At 71.4% G+C, this 21,777-nt stretch carries 22 protein-coding genes; 3 read left to right on the forward strand and 19 right to left on the reverse strand.

Annotated elements, in window-relative coordinates; translation table 11 throughout:
- Positions 1-7: 7 nt before the first annotated feature.
- The 14 genes from ACFY3L_RS44210 to ACFY3L_RS44275 form a co-directional block, all read right to left on the reverse strand.
- Positions 8-874, reverse strand: a complete 867-nt coding sequence (locus tag ACFY3L_RS44210; RefSeq protein ID WP_389339068.1) for an ABC transporter permease — start codon at positions 872-874, stop codon at positions 8-10.
- Positions 874-1,884 (reverse strand): ABC transporter permease, encoded by a 1,011-nt coding sequence (locus ACFY3L_RS44215; RefSeq protein ID WP_389339070.1) that lies wholly within the window; start codon positions 1,882-1,884, stop codon positions 874-876. The genes ACFY3L_RS44210 and ACFY3L_RS44215 overlap by 1 nt, the downstream gene beginning before the upstream one ends.
- Positions 1,885-3,519, reverse strand: a complete 1,635-nt coding sequence (locus ACFY3L_RS44220; protein WP_389339072.1) for an ABC transporter substrate-binding protein — start codon at positions 3,517-3,519, stop codon at positions 1,885-1,887.
- A 690-nt stretch (positions 3,520-4,209) separates the two neighbouring features.
- Complete coding sequence (locus ACFY3L_RS44225; protein ID WP_389339074.1) at positions 4,210-5,220, reverse strand: amidohydrolase family protein; 1,011 nt, start codon at positions 5,218-5,220, stop codon at positions 4,210-4,212.
- Positions 5,217-5,735, reverse strand: coding sequence for a 3-hydroxyanthranilate 3,4-dioxygenase (locus ACFY3L_RS44230; RefSeq protein WP_360563199.1), 519 nt, complete (start codon positions 5,733-5,735; stop codon positions 5,217-5,219). The genes ACFY3L_RS44225 and ACFY3L_RS44230 overlap by 4 nt, the downstream gene beginning before the upstream one ends.
- Entirely contained in the window at positions 5,728-6,141 is a 414-nt protein-coding gene (locus tag ACFY3L_RS44235; RefSeq protein ID WP_360563257.1) for a RidA family protein, read from the reverse strand. Before ACFY3L_RS44235 ends, ACFY3L_RS44230 begins: the two co-directional genes overlap by 8 nt.
- Positions 6,141-6,881, reverse strand: coding sequence for a 2-keto-4-pentenoate hydratase (locus ACFY3L_RS44240; protein ID WP_389339076.1), 741 nt, complete (start codon positions 6,879-6,881; stop codon positions 6,141-6,143). Before ACFY3L_RS44240 ends, ACFY3L_RS44235 begins: the two co-directional genes overlap by 1 nt.
- A complete protein-coding gene (gene dmpG, locus ACFY3L_RS44245; protein ID WP_389339078.1) occupies positions 6,878-7,891 on the reverse strand; it encodes a 4-hydroxy-2-oxovalerate aldolase in 1,014 nt (337 codons plus the stop codon). Before dmpG ends, ACFY3L_RS44240 begins: the two co-directional genes overlap by 4 nt.
- Positions 7,888-8,769 (reverse strand): acetaldehyde dehydrogenase (acetylating), encoded by an 882-nt coding sequence (locus tag ACFY3L_RS44250; RefSeq protein WP_389339080.1) that lies wholly within the window; start codon positions 8,767-8,769, stop codon positions 7,888-7,890. Before ACFY3L_RS44250 ends, dmpG begins: the two co-directional genes overlap by 4 nt.
- Positions 8,766-9,566 carry a 2-keto-4-pentenoate hydratase gene (locus tag ACFY3L_RS44255; RefSeq protein ID WP_389339082.1) on the reverse strand — a complete coding sequence of 267 codons (801 nt, stop codon included), beginning with the start codon at positions 9,564-9,566 and terminating at the stop codon, positions 8,766-8,768. Before ACFY3L_RS44255 ends, ACFY3L_RS44250 begins: the two co-directional genes overlap by 4 nt.
- Positions 9,563-11,017 carry a 2-hydroxymuconic semialdehyde dehydrogenase gene (locus ACFY3L_RS44260; RefSeq protein WP_389339084.1) on the reverse strand — a complete coding sequence of 485 codons (1,455 nt, stop codon included), beginning with the start codon at positions 11,015-11,017 and terminating at the stop codon, positions 9,563-9,565. Before ACFY3L_RS44260 ends, ACFY3L_RS44255 begins: the two co-directional genes overlap by 4 nt.
- The gene (locus ACFY3L_RS44265; RefSeq protein ID WP_389339086.1) at positions 11,014-12,327 is read right to left on the reverse strand and encodes an FAD-dependent oxidoreductase; all 1,314 of its coding nucleotides are present in this window, start codon (positions 12,325-12,327) and stop codon (positions 11,014-11,016) included. Before ACFY3L_RS44265 ends, ACFY3L_RS44260 begins: the two co-directional genes overlap by 4 nt.
- On the reverse strand, positions 12,324-13,541 hold the full coding sequence (kynU, locus tag ACFY3L_RS44270) for a kynureninase (RefSeq protein ID WP_389339088.1): 1,218 nt from the start codon (positions 13,539-13,541) through the stop codon (positions 12,324-12,326). The genes ACFY3L_RS44265 and kynU overlap by 4 nt, the downstream gene beginning before the upstream one ends.
- Positions 13,541-14,353 carry a tryptophan 2,3-dioxygenase gene (locus ACFY3L_RS44275; RefSeq protein ID WP_389339090.1) on the reverse strand — a complete coding sequence of 271 codons (813 nt, stop codon included), beginning with the start codon at positions 14,351-14,353 and terminating at the stop codon, positions 13,541-13,543. Before ACFY3L_RS44275 ends, kynU begins: the two co-directional genes overlap by 1 nt.
- A 119-nt stretch (positions 14,354-14,472) precedes the next feature.
- Here ACFY3L_RS44275 and ACFY3L_RS44280 point away from each other — a divergent pair, with 119 nt between their 5' ends.
- Entirely contained in the window at positions 14,473-14,907 is a 435-nt protein-coding gene (locus ACFY3L_RS44280) for an Lrp/AsnC family transcriptional regulator (RefSeq protein ID WP_360563217.1), read from the forward strand.
- Positions 14,908-15,236: 329 nt separating this feature from the next.
- A complete protein-coding gene (locus ACFY3L_RS44285) occupies positions 15,237-15,518 on the forward strand; it encodes a hypothetical protein (protein WP_389339092.1) in 282 nt (93 codons plus the stop codon).
- Here the strand turns inward: ACFY3L_RS44285 and ACFY3L_RS44290 are convergent.
- The 5 genes from ACFY3L_RS44290 to ACFY3L_RS44310 all read right to left on the reverse strand — a co-directional run bounded on the left by ACFY3L_RS44290 (position 15,496) and on the right by ACFY3L_RS44310 (position 21,241).
- On the reverse strand, positions 15,496-16,023 hold the full coding sequence (locus ACFY3L_RS44290; protein WP_389339094.1) for a hypothetical protein: 528 nt from the start codon (positions 16,021-16,023) through the stop codon (positions 15,496-15,498). The genes ACFY3L_RS44285 and ACFY3L_RS44290 overlap by 23 nt on opposite strands.
- Positions 16,024-16,228: 205 nt before the next feature.
- Positions 16,229-18,499 carry a heavy metal translocating P-type ATPase gene (locus ACFY3L_RS44295; protein ID WP_389339096.1) on the reverse strand — a complete coding sequence of 757 codons (2,271 nt, stop codon included), beginning with the start codon at positions 18,497-18,499 and terminating at the stop codon, positions 16,229-16,231.
- A 10-nt stretch (positions 18,500-18,509) separates the two neighbouring features.
- On the reverse strand, positions 18,510-19,514 hold the full coding sequence (locus tag ACFY3L_RS44300; protein ID WP_389339098.1) for a hypothetical protein: 1,005 nt from the start codon (positions 19,512-19,514) through the stop codon (positions 18,510-18,512).
- Between the two features lie 2 nt (positions 19,515-19,516).
- Positions 19,517-19,723, reverse strand: a complete 207-nt coding sequence (locus tag ACFY3L_RS44305; RefSeq protein ID WP_389339100.1) for a heavy-metal-associated domain-containing protein — start codon at positions 19,721-19,723, stop codon at positions 19,517-19,519.
- A gap of 84 nt (positions 19,724-19,807) precedes the next feature.
- Complete coding sequence (locus tag ACFY3L_RS44310; RefSeq protein WP_389339102.1) at positions 19,808-21,241, reverse strand: MFS transporter; 1,434 nt, start codon at positions 21,239-21,241, stop codon at positions 19,808-19,810.
- 242 nt (positions 21,242-21,483) lie between these two features.
- Between ACFY3L_RS44310 and ACFY3L_RS44315 the strand changes: the two genes are divergently transcribed.
- Positions 21,484-21,774 (forward strand): metal-sensitive transcriptional regulator, encoded by a 291-nt coding sequence (locus tag ACFY3L_RS44315; protein ID WP_389339104.1) that lies wholly within the window; start codon positions 21,484-21,486, stop codon positions 21,772-21,774.
- Positions 21,775-21,777 lie beyond the last annotated feature (3 nt).

Consider the following 21,777-nt stretch of genomic DNA (forward strand, 5'->3'; position numbering starts at 1 on the left):
CGGCTCCTCACCGTCGGACCCGGTCGGCGCGCTCCTGCAGGCCCTCACCGAGGAGGCTGAAGCCCAGGACGCAGACGAGCAGTGCGATGCCGGGCGGCACCGAGGTCCACCACCGGCCGGCGACCACGTCACCGGTACCGAGGCTGATCATGGCGCCCCACTCGGCGTCGGGCACCGGGATGCCCAGCCCGAGGAACGACAGTCCGGCCAGGGTGAGCATCGCCCAGCCGCAGTTGAGCGGGGCGATCACCCGCACCGGGGTGATGCTGTTCGGCAGCACGTGCCGCCACAGCAGCCCGATCGTCGAGGCGCCGGAGGTGCGCGCGGCGTCGACGTAGGTCAGGTCGCGGATCGTGCGGACCTCGGCGCGCACCAGGCGGGCGTAGGCCGGCGCGTTCACCAGTGCGATCGCCACGGTCAGGTTGAGCGGCCCGCTGCCCAGCAGGGCGGCGACAGTGAGCGCGAGGATGAACGTGGGGAACGCCTGGAAGATGTCGGTCAGGCGCATCAGCACGTCGTCGAGCCAGCCGCCAAAGTAGCCGGCGACGACGCCGAGGATGCTGCCCAGCACGACGGCGACTGCGACCGCGGCGACGGCGATGCCGAGGTCGATGCGGCCCGCGTACAGCAGCCGGCTCCACACGTCCATGCCGTTGACGTCGGTGCCGAACAGGTGTGCGCCGCCGGGCTCGGCGAGGGTGGGGGCGGCCCCGTCGATCTCGTTCGGCCCCCACGAGCTGAGCAGCGGGGCGAGCAGCACGGTGAGGGCGACGACGGCCAGGATCCCGGTGCCGGCGGCCACCAGGACGGTGCCGAAGCGGCCGTCGCGGCGGTCGCGGCCTGCCCGGCGGCGGCCGGTGCGCAGCAACGACATCAGATCCTCACCCTCGGGTCGAGCATGGCGTGCACGACGTCGGCGATCAGGAACACCACGACGTAGCAGAACGCGATGACCAGCACCGACCCCTGCACCACCGGGTAGTCGCGGTAGAGCAGGCCGCGCAGCGCCCATTGACCGAAGCCCTGCCAGGAGTAGACGTACTCGATGAGCACCGTCGAGCCGATCGCGAAGCCGAAGACGAGGGCGGCCAGCGACGGCAGGCGTACCAGGGCGGCCCGCACCAGGTATCCGCGGCGCAGCAGCCGGCCGGGCAGCCCGTGGGCCTCGGCGGCCGCGTAGGGCTCGGACCGCAGCACCTCCAGCGCCGACGCGCGCACGCTGCGCAGCAGCGGGGCCACGATCACGATAACGAGCGTGAGTACCGGCAGCACCAGGTGCCATAGCGCCGACGTCAGCGCCGGCATGTTGCCGGTCAGCAGGGCGTCGAGCGCGTCGGCGCCGGTGATCGGGGTGAGGTCGGTGTCCGGGTCGACGCGGCCGCTGGGCGCCGGGAACCAGCCCAGGCCCGCATAGCCGACGAGGATCAGCACCAGGCCCAGCCAGAACTCCGGCATCGAGTTGCCGATCAGCGCGAGCACCCGGATGCCGTGGTCGCCGGCCCGGTTCGCGTGCCGGGCCGACCACAGCCCCACGACGGTGGCGATCACCACGGCGATCGCCACCGCCAGCACGACCAGCTCCATCGTGGGGCCGATCCGCAGCGCCATCTCGCTGCCGACCGACTGTCCACTCTGGATGGATGTGCCGAAGTTCCCGGTGATCAGGCCGCCGAGGTAGTCGGTGAACTGGCGCCACAGCGGCTGGTCGAGGCCGAAGCGGGCACGCGCCGCCGCCTCGTCGGCAGCTGTCGCGTTGGGCCCGAGGATGGTCCGGATCGGGTCACCGGGCAGCACCCGGACCAGCAGGAATGTCAGCACGACCACCCCGAGCAGGACCGGAATGAGCTGGAGCACCCGGCGGGCGACGAACCGGAGGACGCGCATCTACGCCGACGCACCCAGGTAGCGCAGGCGGGCCAGGCCGTCCATCGGCTGCACCCAGCCAACCACCGACTTGCGCACCGGCAGGTTGAAGTTGGGCTGGCAGATCACGACCCACGGCACGTCCTCGGCCATGATGTCCTGCACCTGTACCCAGAGCTGGTTGCGCGCGCCGGTGTCCACGGTGGTGTGCGACTGCTGGTAGATCTGCTCGATCTTCGGGTTGGTGTAGTTGGAGTAGTTGAGGTTGGCGCCCTGCACGAAGCTCGTCGCCAGCATGTACTCGACGTCGTTGACCCACAGCTGGCCCGAGGTGATCTGCAGCGGGATGTTTTTCTTCCCGCGCCGGTCGGCGAGCGTCGCCGGGTCGAGCGGGGTCAGCTTGAGCTCGATGCCGGCCTTGCGGGCCTCGCTCTGCACGAGCACGGCGAGCTGCTGCTGTTCCTCGTTGTCGGCCTGGAAGACCAGCTCCGAGGTGACCGAGGTCTTGCCCGACGCGGCGAGCGCCGCCTTGGCCTTGTCGATGTCGTACGTGTACGGGTACCCCTTCTCGGAGTATCCCGGCATGTCCAGCGGCACGACGCTCTTCGTCGGCCGGGCGTCGCCGCCGTACACGTTCTTGATGATCTGCTCGTACGGCGTGGCGTAGGCCAGCGCCTTACGCACGTTGACGTCGTCGAACGGCGCGTTGGTCGTCGACATCTGGATGGCGATCTGCGAGTTGCTGGCCGCGGACAGCACGGTGACGCCGGAGGCGTTCTTGAGGTCCTTGATGTCGCGCGGGCTCGCGCCCAGCGCGATGTCGATGTCGCCGGCCTGTAGCTGCAGCCGCTGGTTGGCGGCGGCCGGCACGACCGAGATGCGGATCGTCTTCGTCTTGGCCGGGTCCGCGCCCGGGTAGGCGTCGTTCGCGGTGAGCTCGATCTCCTGGCCCTGGGTGGCCTTGGTGACGTTGAAGTAGCCGCCGGTGGGCGGGTTCTTGGCGAACCACTCCTTGGCCCACGGGTCCGCGTCGGTGACGTGCTTCTTCGCCTCGGCCGAGTCGAAGACGTAGAGCGAGATGGCCTGGATCTGCCTGGTCAGCGCGCTCGGGAACTCCTGGTGGAACTCGACCGTGTAATCGTCGACGACGACGACCTGCTCGGCCTTGGTGAGGCCGATCGTGCGGTAGACGCCGGCGACGTTGGCCTTGGCGGCGAACGCCCGGTCCTTCGACCACTTCACGTCGGCGGCCTTGAGCTCGTTGCCGCTGGGGAACTTGACGCCCTTGCGGAGCTTGAGCGTCCACACCTTCTTCTCGGCGTCCGGCTCGAACGACTCGGCGAACGTCGGCATGATGTTCTCGGTGTCGAGGATCCTGCTGCCGCCGGCGGTCTTCACGCCGTAGTCGATCATGTATGGGAAGACGTTCTTGTACAGCATCAGGGCGGTCAGGTCGAAGCCGACGAAGTCCTGGTCCCAGCTACTGATGTAGCTGGACACCGCGATCTTCAGGGTCGACGACTTGGCGCCGCCGGAGGCCGACGACGAGGTGTTGTTCTTGCTGCCGCTCGCGCAGGCGCCGGTGGCGAGCAGGAGCGCGCCCACACCGCCGAGCTGAAACACGGAGCGGCGGGAGAGAAGGGGAGAGTCTGCCATGTTCACTCCTCTGTTAGCCCGACCTGCCCCGATGTTCTATCAGGCATGAGTTCAGTGAACAAGATGCATCCCACAGTGAACAGGAAAGATACTGCTCATGGCAGCATTGTCCGGCCGTACGGAGGATGCCTCGGATCAGCTTTGTTCACAGGATTTCACAAGCACGAAACCGCAGTCCGAGCGGCCCGAGGCAGCGGTCAGCGTGTTCGCGGGCGCCCGTCAGCGTCCGGGGAACCGCAGTGCGTCGGCACCCGGCAGCTTCGCGTGCCGCGCCTCGCTCAAAGGCCGGCCCGCTCGGCCACCGCACCGACCGGGCGCCGGGACCCACGGCCAGGGCGTGCAGCAGCCCGCTGTGTTCACCATCGGTGGGCGAGGCCTTCCTGATATCTCACGCTTCCACCTCCGCAGCGGTCGCCATCCTCCGGAAACCCATTCCGGAGGATCGTGGCGCACGCCTCGCTCGCCGCCTACTACACCCCGACCAGCGCGCGCCGGGCCGCACCCGTCGCGGCCGCAGTGCCCCGTCGGGCTCGATGCACTGGCTCCGCTGGAGCTACCGGGCTGGCAGGTGGTGGGCTACCGGGCCCTGCCGACGTCGCGACCAGGCACGGCCCCGTTCCCGGCGCCTCCAGCCGCGCGCTCGTCGACGGTGTCGTCGCCCTCGACCGGCCGGGCTCCGGCAACTCCTGATCAAGAAAACGCACCTGATGATCGTCCGAGGAACCGCAGTGCGTTGGCGCCCAGCAGCTTCGCGCGCTGCGTCTCGCTCAGGAAGCCGGCCCGGTCGACCACCGCACCGACCGGGCGCTCGCCCAGGGGATACGGGTAGTCGCTGCCGACCATGACGCGGTCCTCCCCCAGCGTCTCGACCAGCAGCCGCAGGGCGGCCGGGTCGAACACAACGGAGTCGACCGAGAGTCGGTCGACGTAATGCGACGGCGGGTGGGCCGAACGGCCCCGGACCACGTCGCCGCGGCGGTGCCAGGCGTTCTCGGCCCGGCCGAGCCAGAAGGCGAAGCTGCCGCCGCCGTGCGCGAAGCAGATGCGCAGCGACGGTGGTACCGCGTCGAAGACGCCGCCGAGGATCATCGCCACGATCGACAGGTGGGTCTCGGCGGGCATGCCGGTCAGCCAGCGGGCCATCCACCGGTCCAGGCGCGGACCGGCCGGCATGTCCCACGGATGCACGAACACCGGCGCGCCCACCGCCGCGCAGTGCTGCAGGAACGACACGATGCCCGGATCGTCGAGGTCACGCTCGCCGACGTGGTTGCCGATCTCGACGCCGGCGTGCCCGTTGGCCAGGCAGCGGTCGAGCTCGGCACAGGCCGCGTCCGGGTCCTGCAGCGGCACCTGGCAGAACGGCACGAACCGGCCCGCGCCCTCGGCGGCCAGCTTCAGCGTCAGGTCGTTGAAGATCCGGGCGACCTTGACCGCCTGGGCGGCCGGGCGCTCGTAGGAGAAGAACACCGGCGTCGGGGAGATCACCTGCAGGTCGACGCCGTCGGCGTCCATGTCCTCCAGGCGCGTCGGCGCGTCCCACGTCGACGGGCCGATCGGCCGGAACTCGGTGGACCCCACCATGATCATTGCCGCGCGCTCGGAGTCGACGCGCAGCCACGGCCACCCGGTGCCGCCACACTCGGCCGCGAGGTCCGGCCAGCCGAACGGCACCATGTGGGTGTGGACGTCGACCCTCATCCTTTGCCCGGGTGCACGGTGCCGCACCGGGTGCAGGTGCGCGCCGTCTCGTCCGCGTAGAACGCCTGGAACACGGGCGGCAGGTCGACCACGATGTCGCGGACCTGCAGCTCGACCTCGTGCACCTTGTTCCCGCACGACGGGCAGTACCACTGGAACTTCTCCAGGGTCCCCTCCTCGCGCACCCGCTCCACCACGATGCCGATCGAGCCGGCTTCACGCTGCGGCGAGTGGGGCATGTTGCCGGGCAGCAGCCACATCCCGCCCTCCTTGATGTGCACCGTGTCCGGGCCGTCGGGTGTCATGACGTCAAGGTGCATGTTGCCCTTGATCTGGTAGAAGAACTCCTCGTACGGGTCCACGTGGAAGTCGGTGCGCTGGTTGGGCCCTCCGACGACCATCACGATGAAGTCCGACCCGGTCGGGAACAGCTGCTTGTTGCCGACGGGCGGCTTGAGCAGGTGCTGGTTCTCGGCGAGCCAGTCGGGAAAGCTCACCGGGGACATGTCAGTCATCTCCACCTCCACGGGGGATCAGCGCGACGGCCTGGATCTCGATCAGCAGGTGCGGGTGCGGCAGCTGGTGCACCGCCACGGTGGTGCGGGCCGGTCCGCCCTCGTCGAAGAACTCGCCGTAGACCTCGTTGTAGCCGCCGAAGTCGTTCATGTTCACCAGGTACGTGGTCACCTGCACCACGTCGGCGAGCGACGCGCCGACTGCGGCGAGGATGCCGTCGATGTTGCGCAGCACGGCCCGCGTCTGCTCGCGGATGTCGAGGCTGGTCGTGCCCATCGCGTCCACCGACGCACCGGCGATGGTGTTGTCGGGCCGGCGCGACGACGTGCCGGAGACGAACGCGAAGCCACCCGCGACCTTCACGTGCGGGAACCGGCCGCGCGGTCGGGCCGCGCCCTCGACGATCACGACAGCGCCCGCAGGGAGGCGGTGCCCAGGCCCTCGATGACCGCGCGCACGTGCGCGCCGGGCGCCAGCGGCACCGCCGCTGTCGCGGCGCCGGCGAGCAGCACCCAGCCGTCCTCCAGCGGTACACCCGCGGAGGAGGCCAGGGCGGCGGCGGCCCTGAGGGCCCGGCGGGGATCGCCCAGAACGGCGGCCGTGGATCCGATCTGGACGACCCGCCCGTCGACTTCCAGCAGCACGCCCAGGTTGTCCAGGCCGGCCGGCAGCGGCTGCCAGGCGCCGACGACGAACGCGGCCGCCGAGGTGTTGTCGGCGATCACGTCGGGCAGCGCGAACTTGAAGTCGGCGTAGCGCGAGTCGATCAGCTCCAGCGCGGGCGCGACGGCGGTGGCCGCGCCGGTCGCGTCGAGGCGGAACGCCACCTCGGGCTCGACGCGGGGGTGGATGTACCGGCCGGCGTCGACCGTGCCGCCGTCCTCGATCCGCATCGCGTCGGTGAGCCGGCCCCAGATCACCTGGTCGACGCCGACCTGCGCCATCTTGGCCCGGCTGGTCAGGCCCAGCTTGAGGCCGACGAGCCGCTCGCCGCGACCCACCCGCCGCGCCACGAGCGCAGCCTGGATGCGGTAGGCCGCGTCGGCGTCGGCGCCGCCCTGCGAGACCACCTGGGGGATGGCCGTGCGGGTCCGCTCGGCCTCATCGAGCCGCTCTGCCAGGTCTGCCAGGTCTGCCGCGCTCATCCGCGCTCCTTCACCAGATCGAGGGCGACGTCGACGATCATGTCCTCCTGGCCGCCCACCATCCGGCGGCGGCCCAACTCCACCAGGATGTCCCGCACGTCCACGCCGAAGCGCTCCGAGGCCCGCTCGGCGTGCCGCAGGAAGCTGGAGTAGACCCCGGCGTAGCCCAGCGACAGCGTCTCCCGATCGACCCGCACGGGACGGTCCTGCAGCGGCCGCACCAGGTCCTCGGCCGCGTCCATGAGCGCGAACGTGTCGCAGCCGTGCTCCCAGCCCATCAGGTCGGCGACCGCCACGAAGACCTCCAGCGGCGCGTTGCCGGCGCCGGCGCCCTGCCCGGCGAGGGAGGCGTCGACCCGCACGGTGCCGTGCTCGACGGCGACGACGCTGTTGGCGACGCCGAACGACAGGTTGTGGTGGGCATGGATGCCGATCTGGGTGGCCGGGTCGAGCACCTGGCGGTAGGCGTCGACCCGCTCGGCGACGTCGCGCATGAGCAGCCGGCCGCCGGAGTCGGTGACGTAGACGCAGTGCGCGCCGTAGGACTCCATCAGCCTGGCCTGCTCGGCCAGCGCCGCCGGCGGGTTCATGTGCGACATCATCAGGAAGCCGGCGACGTCCATGCCGTTCTCCCGCGCCCAGCCGATGTGCTGGGCGGCGATGTCGGCCTCCGTGCAGTGGGTGGCGATCCGCACGCTGGTGACCCCGAGTTCCCGGGCCTGCTTGAGGTCGGCGATGGTGCCGATCCCGGGCAGCAGCAGGGTGGTCAGCCTCGCGTCGGTGATCGCCTCGGCGGCGGCCGCGATCCACTCGGCGTCGGTGGCGGCGCCGCGGCCGTAGTTGACGCTCGACCCGGCCAGGCCGTCGCCGTGCGCGACCTCGATGGCGTCGACCCCGGCCGCGTCGAGCGCGGCGGCGATCGTGCGGACCTGCTCGACGGTGTACCGGTGCGCGATGGCGTGCATGCCGTCGCGCAGTGTCACGTCCTGGATGTAGAGCCTGTCGGTCATGCGTCCGCCATCCGCTCGGCGACCTGGAGCGCGGCGGAGGTCATGATGTCGAGGTTGCCGGCGTAGGCGGGCAGGTAGTGCCCGGCGCCGGAGACCTCGAGGAACACGGTCACGAGCAGCCCCTCGGGGTCGGCGGAGAACTGGACCTCCTGCTTGAGGCGGTAGCCGGGCACGTACCCGCCGACCGCCTTGACCATCGCCTCGACCGACGCGGCGATCGCGGTCCGGTCGGCGTCGCGGTCCGGGCAGACGCAGTACACGGTGTCGCGCATCAGCAGCGGCGGGTCGGCCGGGTTGAGCACGATGATCGCCTTGCCCCGGGCGGCGCCGCCGACGACCTCCAGCGCGCGGGCGGTGGTGACGGTGAACTCGTCGATGTTGGCCCGGGTGCCGGGGCCGGCCGACTTCGATGCGATCGAGGCGACGATCTCGGCGTAGGCGACCGGGCTCACCGCGCCGACCGCGGCGACGATCGGCACGGTCGCCTGCCCGCCGCACGTCACGAGGTTGACGTTGGGCGCGGTTAGGTGCTCGTCGAGGTTGACGGGCGGCACGACGTACGGCCCGATCGCCGCGGGCGTGAGGTCGACGACCCGGCGGCCGTGCGCCTGCAGCACCTCGTTGTTGTGCCGGTGGGCCCCGGCGCTCGTCGCGTCGAAGACGATGCGCACGTCGGCGAACTCGGGCATGGCGACCAGGCCGTCGACGCCGGCCGCGGTCGTGGCGACGCCGAGCCGCCGGGCCCGGGCGAGTCCGTCGGAGTCCGGGTCGATGCCGGCCATCGCGACCATCTTCAGTGACTCGGAGAGCCGCAGTACCTTGATCATCAGGTCGGTGCCGATGTTGCCCGAGCCGATGACGGCCACGCCGACGGTCATGTTGCGCTCCCTTCGAAGACGGCCCGGACCGACCCGAGCCCCGAGACCCGCGCCTCGTACACGGGTCCCGCGGCCGTCACGGGCACCGGCACCATCGGGCCGAGCGCGCCGGACAGGACGAGGTCGCCGGCGCGCAGCGGGCGGCCGGCCGCGGCCAGCGTGGTGGCCAGCCAGGCGACCGCGTGCACCGGGTTGCCGAGGCAGGCCGCGCCCGCGCCGACCGACACGGGCTCGCCGGCGTGCTCGACCACGGCCCCGCACAGCCGCAGGTCGACGTCGGCCAGCCGGCGCGGCGCGGTGCCGAGCACGTACAGGCCGCTGGAGGCGTTGTCGGCCACGGTGTCCACGATGGAGATGTCCCAGCCGGCGATGCGCGAGTCGACCACCTCGATCGCCGGCAGCAGGTACTCCGTGGCCCGGATGACGTCAACGACGGTGACCTGCTCGTCCGGCAGGTCCCGGCCGAGCACGAACGCGACCTCGACCTCCACGCGCGGCTGGAGCAGCTTGCCGGCCGGGATCGGGGCGCCGTCGGGCACGGCCATGTCGGCGTACAGCACGCCGAAGTCCGGCTGGAAGACACCGAACATGCTCTGTACGGCCGGCGAGGTCAGGCCGATCTTCGCGCCGACCGGCCGCCGCCCGGCGGCCTCCCAGTGCTCGGCCTGGGCCCGCTGCACGGCGTACGCCGTGGCGACGTCGCCCGCCGGCAGCACCGTCCCGCGCAGCGGCGGGATCGGGGTGCCGGTCTCGTAGGCGGCCAGCAGCGTGTCGGCCGCCTTCTGTACATCGGTCATGAGAGGTCCACGCAGACGTTGGTGAGCTCGGAGTAGAAGTTGAGCGAGTGGATGCCGCCCTCGCGGCCGATGCCGGAGGCCTTGACGCCGCCGAAGGGCGAGCGCAGGTCGCGCAGGAACCAGGTGTTGACCCAGACCAGCCCGGCGTCCAGCGCCAGGCCGGCCCGGTGCGCCCGGCCGACGTCGCGGGTCCACACGGTCGCGGCGAGGCCGTAGTCGCTGTCGTTGGCCAGCGCGAACGCCTCCTCCTCGGTGTCGAACGGCGCGACGTGGCAGACCGGCCCGAAGATCTCCTCGCGGTTGGTGCGGGCGTCCGGCGGGAGGCCGACGAGCACGGTCGGCTGGACATAGGCGCCGCCGTCGCGGGCGTCGTCGAACGTCGGCATCCCGCCGCCGGTCACCACCGTGGCGCCGTCGGTGCGGGCGAGGTCGTAGTAGCCGAGCACCTTCTCGCGGTGCTGCTTGGAGATCAGCGGCATCGTGCCGGTGCCCTCGTCCTGCGGCCATCCCCACGCCAGGGCGGATGCCGCCTTGCCCAGCCGGGTGACGAACTCGTCGAAGACCGGGCGCTGCACGTACAGCCGCTCGGTGCACAGGCACACCTGGCCGCCGTTGGTGAAGCTGGAGCGCACCGAGCCGGCGACGGCCGCGTCGAGGTCGGTGTCGGCGAACACCAGGCCGGCGTTCTTTCCGCCGAGCTCGAACGAGACGGCCTTCACCCCGTCGGCGGCGGCCCGCATGATCGCCGAGCCGGTCGCGGACTCGCCGGTGAACGTGATGGCGTCGACGTCCGGGTGGCGGGTGAGGAACTCCCCCGCCGAGTCCGGCCCGAAGCCGTGCACGAGGTTGAAGACGCCGTCGGGCACGCCGGCGGCGGCCATCACCTCGGCGAGGACCGTCGCCGAGGACGGCGTCTCCTCGGAGGGTTTGACCACGACCGCGTTGCCGCAGGCGAGCGCCGGGGCCACCTTCCAGGTCAGCAGCAGCAGCGGCAGGTTCCAGGGCACGACGATCGCGACCACGCCGACCGGCTTGCGCACCGCGTAGTTGAGGGCGCGCCCGCCGGACGGGGTGACGGTGCTGAACGCCTCGGCCGGCGCCGCGGCCACGATGTCGGCGAACGCCCGGAAGTTGGCCGCGCCGCGCGGAATGTCGAGCGTCCGGGCCTGGGCGACCGGCTTGCCGGTGTCAGCGACCTCGGCGGCGACCAGGTCGTCGAAGCGCCGCTCCAGCTCGTCGGCGATCCGCCGCAGGACGGCGGCGCGCTCCAGCTCGCTGGTGCGCCCCCATGGGCCGCGCACGGCCGCCCGCGCCGCGGCCACCGCGGCGTCCACGGTGGAGCGGTCCGCCTCGCAGACCTGCGTGACGAGGTCGCCGGTGACTGGGCTGAGCTTCGGGAACGTCCGGCCGGTTGCGACGAACCGCCCGCCGACGAAGTGCCGCAGCGTCATCGCCGCCACCCCTTGACCACCGCAGCGCCGAGCGCGCCGAGCATGAGCGCGCCGACCGCCCCGAGCACCTGGTGCTGCCGCCGCACCCGGTCCCGCACCTGCGCGTAGGGCGTGGTGCTGAACGAGACCAGCTCGTAGCGGGAGACGTACCGGCCGGGCAGCGCGCGTTCCAGCGCGTGCTCGAGCTTCTTGCCGAGCTGGAACACCGGCGAGGCCACCTTGTCCCTCATCTCCACGAAGTTGTTGAGCGCCATCGTCGCGATCGCCTCGACGTCGTCGCGGCGGCGGGCCTCGAACAGCGGCAGCGCGGCGGCGAAGTCGTCACCGGTCTCGTCGAGCACCCGGTCGAGCACGACGCAGTCCTCGAACCCGCAGTTGGCGCCCTGCCCGTAGAACGGCACGATCGCGTGGGCCGCGTCGCCGATCAGGCCGACCGGGCCGCCCGGCGTCACCGCCTGCCACGGCCCGCAGTGCACTGTGCCGAGCAGGCCGACCGGGTTGAGCCGGTAGTCCTCGACCAGGTCCGGCATCAGCGGTACCACGTCCGGGTAGGCCGCCCGGAAGTGCCGCTCGATCGCGGCCGGGCTGCCCAGCGAGGCGAAGCTCGACGTGCCGCCGTTGGGCCAGAACAGCGTGCAGGTGAACGTCCGGTCCCGGTTGGGCAGCGCGATCATCATCGACGTGCCGCGCGGCCAGATGTGCAGCGCGCCGGGGTCCAGGGCGAAGTCGCCGTCCGGGCCCGCCGCGATGGTCAGCTCCTTGTAGCCGTAGTCGAGGAAGTCGACCGACTCGTCGAGCAGCCCCATGCCGAGCAGTTGGCCGCGCACCGCGCTGCCGGCCCCGTCGGCGCCGATGACGACGTCGGCGCTCGCCTTCGCCTCGCCGGCCGGCGTCGCGAACACCAGCGGGTCGAGCCCGGTGAGCCGGTGCTCGAAGACGATGCTCACCCCGGGGGTGGCGGCGGCCGCGTCGAGCACAGCGTTGTTGAGCGCGCCCCGGCTGATCGAGTTGATCGCCCGCTGCCCGTCGAGGCTGTACTGCTGGAAGTCCAGCTCCCCGGCGACCGGGTGGATCATCCGCCCGCGCATCGGCAGCGCGTCGACGAGCGCCCGCTCGTGCAGGCCGATGCGGCGCAGCGCGTCGATGCCTCGCTCCGACAGCGCCAGATTGATCGACCGGCCGCGCTCCGTCGCGGTGGTGCGCGGGTCGGGGCGGCGCTCGTAAACAGTCACGGTGTGCCCGCGTCGGGCCAGGTAGCAGGCGAGCAGGCTGCCGGTGAGCCCGGCCCCGACCACGGCGACGTCCGTCATGCCCCCACCTCGTGCGCGATCGCGGCGGCGGCCCGCCAGCAGTCGTGGTACGTCGAGTACAGCGGCACCGGCGCGAGCCGCACGATGTCGGGCTCGCGACTGTCGGCGATCACCCCGTGCCGGTGCCGCAGGGTCTTGCTCAGCCCGCCGGCGTCGGCGACGCGCAGCGACAGCTGGCAGCCACGCCGGGCCGGGTCGCGCGGCGTCACGACCTCGACGCCGATCGGGTCCAGCAGCGACTGCAGGTACGCGGTGAGCCGCTCGCTGCGCGCCCGAAGCGCCGACATGCCCACCGCGTCGAACAGCTCCAGCGAGGTGCGCACCGGGCTCATCGCGAGGATCGGCGGGTTGGACACCTGCCACGCGTCGGCGGTCTGCGGCAGCCGGGCCACCGGCGCCATCTCGAACCGGGTCGCCGGCTCGGTGCTCCACCAGCCCTCGAACCGGGGCATGGCGCGGCCGGTGTGCCGCTCGTGCACGAATGCGCCCGCCACCGCTCCCGGACCGCTGTTGAGGTACTTGTACGAGCACCATGCGGCGAAGTCGACGCCCCACTCGTGCAGCCGCAGCGGCACGTTGCCGGCCGCGTGCGCCAGGTCCCACCCAACGACCGCGCCGGCCGCGTGCCCCGCCGCCGTGATCCCCGGAATGTCCATCAGCTCGCCGGTGAGGTAGTTGACGCCGCCCAGCAGGACCAGCGCGATACGGTCGCCGTGCCCGCGGATCGCACCCAGCGGGTCGTTCGTGCGCACCACCGTCGCGTCCGGGTCGAGGCCGTGGAAGGCGGCCTGGCTGCGCACCGCGTAGCTGTCCGACGGAAACGCCGTGTCCTCCACGACGATCAGCGTGCGCACGCCCTCCGGCCGGTAGAACGAGACCATCAGCAGGTGCAGGTTGACGGTCAGCGAGTTCATCACCACCGTCTCGGCCGGCAGCGCGCCGACCAGGCGGGCGGCCGGGTCGCGCAGCAACTCGTGGTACGGCAGCCAGGGCCGCTCGGCCTCCAGATGCCCCTCGACGCCGAGCCGGGCCCACGCGTCGAGCTCCTGCAGCAGCTCGCCCCGCACGGCGCGGGGCTGCAGGCCGAGCGAATTGCCGGCCAGGTACGCCGTCTCGGGGTGGTCGCCGCCCTCGGCGGGTGGCACGTGGAACAGCTCCCGATGCCCCGGATCGCCGGCGTCGAGCCGCCGGGCCTCATCCTCTGCGAGCTCCATCAGATCACCGTCCGGGCCGACCACAGCTCGGGAAAGACGACCCGCGTCATGCTGCGGGTCAGCCAGGCCGCGCCGGAGGAGCCGCCGCTGCCGGGCTTGTTGCCCATTGTCCGCTGCACCGCGGTCAGATGCTTGTACCGCCAGTCGCCGAACGCCTCGGCGACGTCGGTCAGCGCCTCGCCGAGCACGTAGAGCGCGTTGTCGCCGCGATCGTCGCGGTAGATCTCCACCCAGGCCCGCTCGACGTCCGGCGACGGCTCGTATTCGCGCGCGTGGTCGCGGTCCAGCACCTCAACGGGGATCTCGTAGCCGCGCCCGGCGAGCATCGCGATGACGTCGTCCCACACGCTCGGCGCGGCCAGGGCGGCGGTCAGGTCCTGGTGCAGGTCGGCCTGCCGCTTGAACGGCCGGACCAACGCTTCGCTCTTGAGCCCGAGCAGAAACTCCAGGTGCCGGTACATCGCCGACTGGAAGCCCGACGCCTCGCCGAGCAGCCCGCGGAACCGGTTGAAGTCGGACGGCGTCATCCAGTGCAGCCCGTTCCAGGCGGCGACGAGCCCTTCCAGGTGCAGCTTCATGCGGCGCAGCGGGGCGATGGCGCCCCACACCTCGTCCTCACGCAGGAGCCGCTGGGTGTCGCGCAGCTCGTGGCACGCCAGCCCGAACCACAGCTCCATCACCTGGCTGACCATCAGGAACGACATCTCGCCGGGGTCCTTGCTCAGCGGCTGCTGCAGCGAGTGCAGGGTGCTGGCGTGGACGTACGCGTCGTATGGGACCTGCTCGGGAAAGTCGAGAATCGGACCGCTCACACCCCAATCCTGGTACCGCGACCCACCTCCACGAAATAGTCCATCAACGGTCGTTTACCCTGCTCACGTACGGGACGGAAACCGTCCCGCCTGATCGACTTTTCGAACGGAAGGTCTCCGTGGACAGCATGGACTGGGCGCTGCTGCGCGAACTGCAGGACGACGGCCGGCTTTCCTACTCCGAACTGTCCCGCCGGGTCCACCTCTCACCCCCGGCGGTCGCCGAGCGGGTGCGCCGTCTGGAGACTGCCGGAGTGATCACTGGCTATCATGCACATGTCGACCTGGCCAAGGCCGGCCGGCACGTGGTCGGACTGATCCGGATGTCGTGCTACGGCGCACGTTGCGTGCTGCGCGCTCCCGAGGTGCTGGAGTGGCCCGAGGTACTGGAGGTCCACCGCGTGACCGGCGACGCGTGCTCGATCCTGAAGGTCGTGACGGCGACGATGGAGGACTTCGAGTCCACGATTGATCGTTTGGCCCCGTACGGCCAGCCGTCGAGCACCATGGTCCTGTCGACCCCGCTGCACTGGCGCCCCCTGTCGCCCCAGTAGGCGACTGGTGTCAACGGTGGCCGCTACCGGCGTGGCGGTCATCGTTCCTACCTATTTTCAGATAGTTGACTGGGATGGCGTTGTGCAGGGCGTCGCAGCTGTTGGACCTGCTGGACCCGGTCACCCAGTTCTGCGATCAGTCCTTCCCGGCAACTCTGCGGGTGCCGATGAATCATTCGGCCTGGTCAGGCGGCATGTTGGTACTCGTGAAGGGTGCCGCCGAGTCGGTCTCGCCGGCGGGCTTCCAGGTGCCTGATCTGCGTTGGCACGCTGATCGGTTCGGGTAGTGGGCGTAGCGGCGCGGCTTGGCCCAGGGTTCGGTGCGGGCGATGGCAGTTGTAGAAGGTCTCGAACTCGCGGAGCGCGTGCAGGAGGTGGCGCTGGTTCCAGATCAAGGTGCGGTCCAGGAGTCCCTGCGGCAGCTCAGTATCCAGCGTTCCATGATGGAGTTCATTCGGGGTATCCGTATGCCGGTAGTGATGACCGTCAGCCCGGTGTCGGTCATCAGGGCGTCGAAGGCGGCCGTGAACTTTGAGTCTCGGTCACGGATCAAGAACCTGGCCCTGCTTCCCACCTCCTCCAGGTCCATCACGACGTTGCGTCCGAGCTGAACGATCCAGTCCGCGGTGGGTGTGCGGTGGCGCCCAGGATCCGGATGCGCCTTGTTGAGTGCTCGATGACGGCGAAGACGTACAGGCGCGCTCCGGTCAGGGTGCGGGACTCGAAGAGATCGCAGGCGAGCAGCGCTTCTGCTTGGCTGCGCAGGAAGTCGGCCCAGGTGGTGCTCTGTCGTTCGGGAGCGGGTGGGATGCCGTGTTCTTTGAGGATCTCCCAGACGGTGGAGGCGGCGACCTTGATGCCCAGGGCGGCGAGTTCGCCGTGGATGCGGCGGTAACCCCACGAGGCATTCTCACTGGCCAGGCGCAGGACCAGGGTGCGGATCGAGCGGACGGTGGGTGGGCGCCCGCGTCGCTTCGGCACACAGGTCGCAGCGTGGCGCCGCTTGAGCAGGTCGCGGTGCCAGCGCAGGATCGTGTCCGGGCGGTTCGGCACACCACGCTCACCTGGGTTGAGCGACAGCACGGATATGCCGTCGCGCGAGCCTTTGCCGGCCACAACGGTCGATCAGACGCAGGCTCAACGTCGACATACGTTCGCGCTGATATCGACGAAGTCGCCATGGCACTCGCCGCGCTGACCGGTGAGGACCATCCGCTGGCGCGCAGCACACCACGCACCACGCTCCGAACATAAGGCGGTCGCGGGCCGGACGGTCGAGTGCTACGACTCGTCCGCCCGGCAGCCGTGGCGACGCGATGCGTCATCCGGTGCTGGCGTGCTGGGACCGGAATCCGCGCAGCCGCAGGCTGTTGGACACGACGAACACCGAGGACAGGGCCATGGCTGCGCCGGCGAGCATCGGGTTGAGCAGGCCGGCGGCGGCGAGGGGCAGGGCGGCGACGTTGTAGGCGAACGCCCAGAACAGGTTGCTCTTGATGGTGCGCAGCGTCCGCCGGGACAACCGGATCGCGTCGACGGCGGCGAGGAGGTCGCCGCGGACGAGGGTGAGGTCGGACGCCTCGATGGCGACGTCGGTGCCGGTGCCCATGGCGAGGCCGAGGTCGGCCTGGGCGAGCGCGGCGCCGTCGTTGACCCCGTCGCCGACCATAGCGACGACCTTCCCAGCGGCCTGCAGTCGCTTGACGACGTCGACCTTGCCTGCGGGCAGGACGTCGGCGACGACCTCGGTGATGCCGACCTGTTCGGCGATGGTGCGGGCGACGGTGGCGTTGTCGCCGGTGAGCAGGATCGGGGTGAGGCCGAGCCGGCGCAGTTCGGTGATCGCCTGGCGGCTGGTCGGCTTGACCGCGTCGGCGACGGTCAGCACGCCTCGGGCCTGGCCGTCCCAACCGGCGAGGATCGCGGTCTGCCCGGCGTGCTCGGCGGCGGCCTGGGCGTCGCGGAGCGCGTCGGGAATGGTCAGGCCGTCGTCGAGCAGGAGCCTGGCCCGGCCGACGACGACGGTGTGCCCGTCGAGCGTGCCGCGCACGCCGAGCCCTTCGGCGTTGCCGAAGCCGGTCACGGCCGGCAGGGCGCCGAGCCGGTCGGTGGCGGCGCGGGTGACCGCCTGGGCGATCGGGTGCTCCGAGCCGGCTTCGAGCGCGCCGGCGAGCCGCAGCACCTCATCGGCGTCGGTGCCGGGCGCGGTGACCGTGGATAGGAGGGTCATCCGGCCGGTCGTCACGGTGCCGGTCTTGTCGAGCACGACGGTGTCGACGCGCTTGGTGGACTCGAGGGCCTCCGGGCCCTTGATGAGGATGCCGAGCTGGGCGCCGCGGCCGGTGCCGACCAGCAGCGCGGTCGGCGTGGCGAGGCCGAGGGCGCAGGGGCAGGCGATGATGAGCACGGCGACGGCAGCGGTGAACGCGGCGGTGAGGCCGGAGCCGGTGCCGATCCAGTAGCCGAGGGTGCCGACGGCGAGCGCGATGACAATCGGGACGAACACGCCGGAGATGCGGTCGGCGAGGCGCTGGACGGCGGCCTTGCCGGTCTGGGCCTGTTCGACGAGCTTCGCCATCTGAGCGAGCTGGGTGTCGGCGCCGATCCGGGTGGCGCGCACGACGAGGCGTCCGCCGGCGTTGACGGTGGCGCCGGTGACCGTGCTGCCGGGCTCGACCTCGACCGGGACGGACTCGCCGGTGAGCATGGCCTCGTCGACGGCGGAGGTGCCTTCCTCGACGACGCCGTCGGTGGCGATCTTCTCGCCCGGCCGCACGACGAACCGGTCCCCCACCGCCAGCTGCTCGACCGGGATGCGGTGTTCGGTGCCGGCGCGCAGGATGGCGACGTCCTTGGCGCCGAGTTCGAGCAGGGCGCGCAGAGCGGCGCCCGCACGGCGCTTGGCGCGGGCCTCGAAGTAGCGGCCGGCCAGGATGAACAGGGTGACACCGGCGGCGGCCTCGAGGTAGATGTTGCCGGCGCCGTCGGTACGTTCGATCGTGAGCTCGAACGGGTGCGTCATGCCGGGCATGCCGGCGGTACCGAGGAACAGCGCCCACACCGACCAGCCGAACGCCGCCAGGGTGCCCAGCGAGACGAGCGTGTCCATGGTCGCGGCGCCGTGCCGCAGGTTGGTCCAGGCGGCCTTGTGGAACGGCAGCCCGCCGTAGACGACGACCGGTGCGGCGAGGGTCAGCGACGCCCACTGCCAGAAGTCGAACTGCCACGCCGGGACCATGGCGAGCAGGATCACCGGCACGGTCAGTACCAGCGAAACCCACAGCCGGGTCCGCAGCGGCCGCAGCTCGTCGGCGGGTTCGCCGGCCGGCTCGTTGCCGGTCGCTTGCGGTGGTGCGGGCAGGGCGGCGGTGTAGCCGGTCTGTTCGACGGTGCTGATGAGGTCGGCGGCGGTGACGTCGCCGGTGACGGTGACGGCGGCCTTCTCGGTGGCGTAGTTGACGGTGGCGGTGACGCCGTCGAGGCGGTTGAGCTTCTTCTCGATCCGCGCGGCGCAGGAGGCGCAGGTCATGCCGCCGATGGCCAGTTCGAACTGCTGGGGTGCCGCGATCAGCGGCCTGGTGCCGGTTGCCATGGTCGGTTCCTCAGCTGTGCGTGTGGCCGGGTTCGCCGTGCCCGGTCGCGGTCGGTGCCGGGCTCGGCGCGGTCGTGGTGGCCGTCGGTGCTGCGGCCGTCAGGGTGCCGGCGACGGCGGTGAATTCGGCGGTACGGACGGTGCCGTTGTGCTGGAAGTCCAGGTACAGCCGGTAGGCACCAGCGGTGGGGACCTCGGCGTAGAACGTGATCTGCGGCCCGGGCCGGGTGTGGCCGTCGCCCGGCGCGCCGTCGGGATGGACGTGCAGGTAGGCGAGGTCACCGTCGCGCAGCGCGACGAGGTGGCCGTACGCGCCGAGGTACGGCTGCAGGTCGGTGACCGGTGTGCCGTCGCGGCTGACGGTGAGGGTCAGCTTCGACGAGGTGCCGGGGATCAGGTCGCCGTCGACGGTGACGGTGTAGCCGTCGACGGTGGTGGTGCGCAGTGGTGCCGGCAGTGCCCGGGGCTGGTAGTCGCCGGGGGCGGGGACGTCGACGCCGAGGGTGAGGCCGCGCGGGTGCCCGGCCGGTTGGAAGTCGGCGAAGACCCGGTACTGGCCGGGAGCGCCGACGGTGAGCGGGATGCTCCAGGTGCCGTCGGCGTCGCGCTGCGGGTGCACGTGCTGGAACCCGGCAAGGTCGCGGCGCACGACGATGAGGTGCAGATCCTTGTCGTGGCTCGTGGTGTAGGCGGTGACGGGTCCGCCGCCGGGGCCGGTGATCCGGAACCGGAACGGGGCGGGCCCGGTCGTGCTCAGGGTGGTGCTGAGCGGCTCGAGGCGGTAGCCGTCCTGGGTGACCTGCAGCCCTGCGGGCAGCGCCGCCGTGGTCCTGGCCTGGTGCTGGTCGTGGCCGCCGGCCGGCTGGTGGGCGGGGTCGGCGGCAGGGTCGTGGTCGGTGCTGGTGTGGGCGGCCGGGGCCGCGACGGGACCGGCGACGTGGCCGATCCCGAACGCGGCGGTGAACACGGCCGCCAGGCCGAGCGCGTAGGCGCCGAGCTTGAGCGGTGTGCGCATGACTACCTCGCTACTTCGTATCCGGCCTCGTCGACGGCGGCGCGCACGGCGGCGTCGTCGAGGGGCTGGTCGCTGGTGACGGTGACGGCGCCGGTGGCCAGGTCGACCTGGACGTCGCTGACGCTGCTGAGCTTGCTGACCTCGCTGCTGACGGAGTTGACGCAGTGGCCGCAGGTCATCCCGGTCACGGTGTAGGTGGTCGTCGTCATGGCGGGCTCCTTCGAAAGTTGGTGGTCTTCTTCCATGGTACCTCTACCCCCTAGGGGTATTGACCGGGCAAGTCTTGAGGCTGCTCACACCTGGGCGGCGGACTGCGGCTCGGGCTCGGCAGTAGCAGCCGGCACGGAGGGCGCCGGGCGCAGGGTGATCGCGGCGATGACCGCGCCGGCCAGGGCGATCACGGCAGCGCCGGTGAACGCGGCGGAGTAGCCGTCGGTGAGGGCGGGCAGGTTGCCGAGCTGGTCGGCGCCCGCCGCGGCGGCAACGGCGGTCATCGCGGCCAGGCCGAGCGCGGAGCCGACCTGGTAGCTGGTGTTGACGATGCCAGCCGCCAGTCCGCCTTCCTCGGGCCGGGCCGCGCCGATCGCGGTGCCCAGCGACGGGATGAAGGCGAGGGACATGCCCAGCGCCGCGACGAGCGAGGCGGGCAGCACGTCGGCGACGAAGCTGCCGGTCGGACGGACGAACGCCAGCCAGCCGAGGCCCGCGGCGAGCACGGTCAGGCCGGCGACGAGGGTCGCCTTGGGACCGAACCGGCCGATCGCCCGCGGGGCGAGGAGGATCATGCCGAGCATGATGAGGACGGTCATCGGCAGCAGCGCGGCGCCGCTGGGGAAGGCGCTGTAGCCGAGGACCTGCTGCAGGTACAGGTTGAGGTAGAACCACATCGGGATCCACGCCGCGCCGAGCAGGAGCTGTGCGATGTTGGCCGCGGCGAGGTTCGGCGCCCGGAAGATCGACAGCCGAACCAGCGGCTCGCGGCGGGTGGCCTGGATCGCCACGAACGCGGCGAGTGCGAGCACGGCGACGCCGAGCACGAGCCAGGTCTGCGCGGAGGACCAGCCGACCTCGGGGGCACGGACGATCGCGTACACCGCGGTGGCCAGGCCGACGGTGACGGTGAGCGCGCCGAGCAGGTCGAGGGAGCCGCGGCGGGCGCCGCCGGCCGGCATGACCGCCGGGGTGACGGCGAGGACGAGGACGGCGATCGGGACGTTGATGTAGAACACCCACGGCCAGCTGACGTACTCGGTGATGACTCCGCCGAGGAACACTCCGGCCGTGCCGCCAGCCGGTGCGGCCGCGCCGTACAGCGCCAGGGCCTTGGTGAGCTCCTTCGGTTCGGCGCCGAACAGCATCATCAGCAGGGTCAGCGCCGACGGGGCGATGAGCGCGGCGCCGGCGCCCTGCACGGCACGGGCAGCCAGTTCGACCGCGACGCCGTCGGCGAGCCCGGCGGCGAGTGACCCTGCGAGGAGGATCGCCCAGCCTGCGGCGAACACGCGCCGGGCGCCGAGCAGGTCCGACAGGCGGCCGCCGAGCAGCAGCAGGCCACCGAACGCGACGACGTAGGCGTTGAAGACCCAGGACAGGTTGCCCGGGGTGAAGCCGAGGTCGTCCCGCATGCGGGGCAGGGCGACACCGATGATCGAGGTGTCCATGATGACCATGAACTGGGCCAGGGCGATGAGCCCGAGGGCCCACCATCGCCGGGATGCGCTTGCCATCTCCATCACTCCTTCGTACCCCCCGGGGGTATCTGTGTGAGATGCATGGTTACCCCCTGGGGGTATCAACGTCAACCCGGCCTGCGGTACGACCACACGGTGGGGGCCGTCCGGTCCGGGCCCGCAGTGCGCGGTGACCAGCACCGCGACCCGGATCACCGACGCCGGGCGCACTGAACGATGTGAGCGGCGCCACTCCACCGCCTGGACCATACCCCTAGGGGGTACATACACTAGGAGGCATGACGACACCGACGCGGGGTTACACCGCCACCAAGGATCAGCTCCAGGGCCGCCTCAAACGCATCGAGGGGCAGGTGCGCGGGATCGAGAAGATGGTCGACGAGGACCGTTACTGCATCGACGTCCTGACCCAGATCGGCGCGATCCAGGCCGCCCTGGACAAGGTCGCACTCGGCCTGCTCGACGACCACGCGCGGCACTGCATGCAGCACGGCGCCGAGGAGGGCAAGGGCGAGGAGATGGCGACCGAGATGATGGCCGCCGTCGGCCGCCTGTTGCGCCGCGGCTGAAGG

It is taken from the genome of Dactylosporangium sp. NPDC000521 (assembly GCF_042898305.1).
Taxonomy (GTDB): domain Bacteria; phylum Actinomycetota; class Actinomycetes; order Mycobacteriales; family Micromonosporaceae; genus Dactylosporangium.

Coding starts and splice junctions, on each gene's coding strand:
- ACFY3L_RS44210 (WP_389339068.1), bottom strand. CDS start 874: ATGTCGTTGCTGCGCACCGGCCGCCGCCGGGCAGGCCGCGACCGCCGC.
- ACFY3L_RS44215 (WP_389339070.1), bottom strand. CDS start 1,884: ATGCGCGTCCTCCGGTTCGTCGCCCGCCGGGTGCTCCAGCTCATTCCG.
- ACFY3L_RS44220 (WP_389339072.1), bottom strand. CDS start 3,519: ATGGCAGACTCTCCCCTTCTCTCCCGCCGCTCCGTGTTTCAGCTCGGC.
- ACFY3L_RS44225 (WP_389339074.1), bottom strand. CDS start 5,220: ATGAGGGTCGACGTCCACACCCACATGGTGCCGTTCGGCTGGCCGGAC.
- ACFY3L_RS44230 (WP_360563199.1), bottom strand. CDS start 5,735: ATGACTGACATGTCCCCGGTGAGCTTTCCCGACTGGCTCGCCGAGAAC.
- ACFY3L_RS44240 (WP_389339076.1), bottom strand. CDS start 6,881: ATGAGCGCGGCAGACCTGGCAGACCTGGCAGAGCGGCTCGATGAGGCC.
- dmpG (WP_389339078.1), bottom strand. CDS start 7,891: ATGACCGACAGGCTCTACATCCAGGACGTGACACTGCGCGACGGCATG.
- ACFY3L_RS44250 (WP_389339080.1), bottom strand. CDS start 8,769: ATGACCGTCGGCGTGGCCGTCATCGGCTCGGGCAACATCGGCACCGAC.
- ACFY3L_RS44255 (WP_389339082.1), bottom strand. CDS start 9,566: ATGACCGATGTACAGAAGGCGGCCGACACGCTGCTGGCCGCCTACGAG.
- ACFY3L_RS44260 (WP_389339084.1), bottom strand. CDS start 11,017: ATGACGCTGCGGCACTTCGTCGGCGGGCGGTTCGTCGCAACCGGCCGG.
- ACFY3L_RS44265 (WP_389339086.1), bottom strand. CDS start 12,327: ATGACGGACGTCGCCGTGGTCGGGGCCGGGCTCACCGGCAGCCTGCTC.
- kynU (WP_389339088.1), bottom strand. CDS start 13,541: ATGGAGCTCGCAGAGGATGAGGCCCGGCGGCTCGACGCCGGCGATCCG.
- ACFY3L_RS44285 (WP_389339092.1), top strand. CDS start 15,237: ATGGCAGTTGTAGAAGGTCTCGAACTCGCGGAGCGCGTGCAGGAGGTG.
- ACFY3L_RS44295 (WP_389339096.1), bottom strand. CDS start 18,499: ATGGCAACCGGCACCAGGCCGCTGATCGCGGCACCCCAGCAGTTCGAA.
- ACFY3L_RS44300 (WP_389339098.1), bottom strand. CDS start 19,514: ATGCGCACACCGCTCAAGCTCGGCGCCTACGCGCTCGGCCTGGCGGCC.
- ACFY3L_RS44305 (WP_389339100.1), bottom strand. CDS start 19,723: ATGACGACGACCACCTACACCGTGACCGGGATGACCTGCGGCCACTGC.
- ACFY3L_RS44310 (WP_389339102.1), bottom strand. CDS start 21,241: ATGGCAAGCGCATCCCGGCGATGGTGGGCCCTCGGGCTCATCGCCCTG.
- ACFY3L_RS44315 (WP_389339104.1), top strand. CDS start 21,484: ATGACGACACCGACGCGGGGTTACACCGCCACCAAGGATCAGCTCCAG.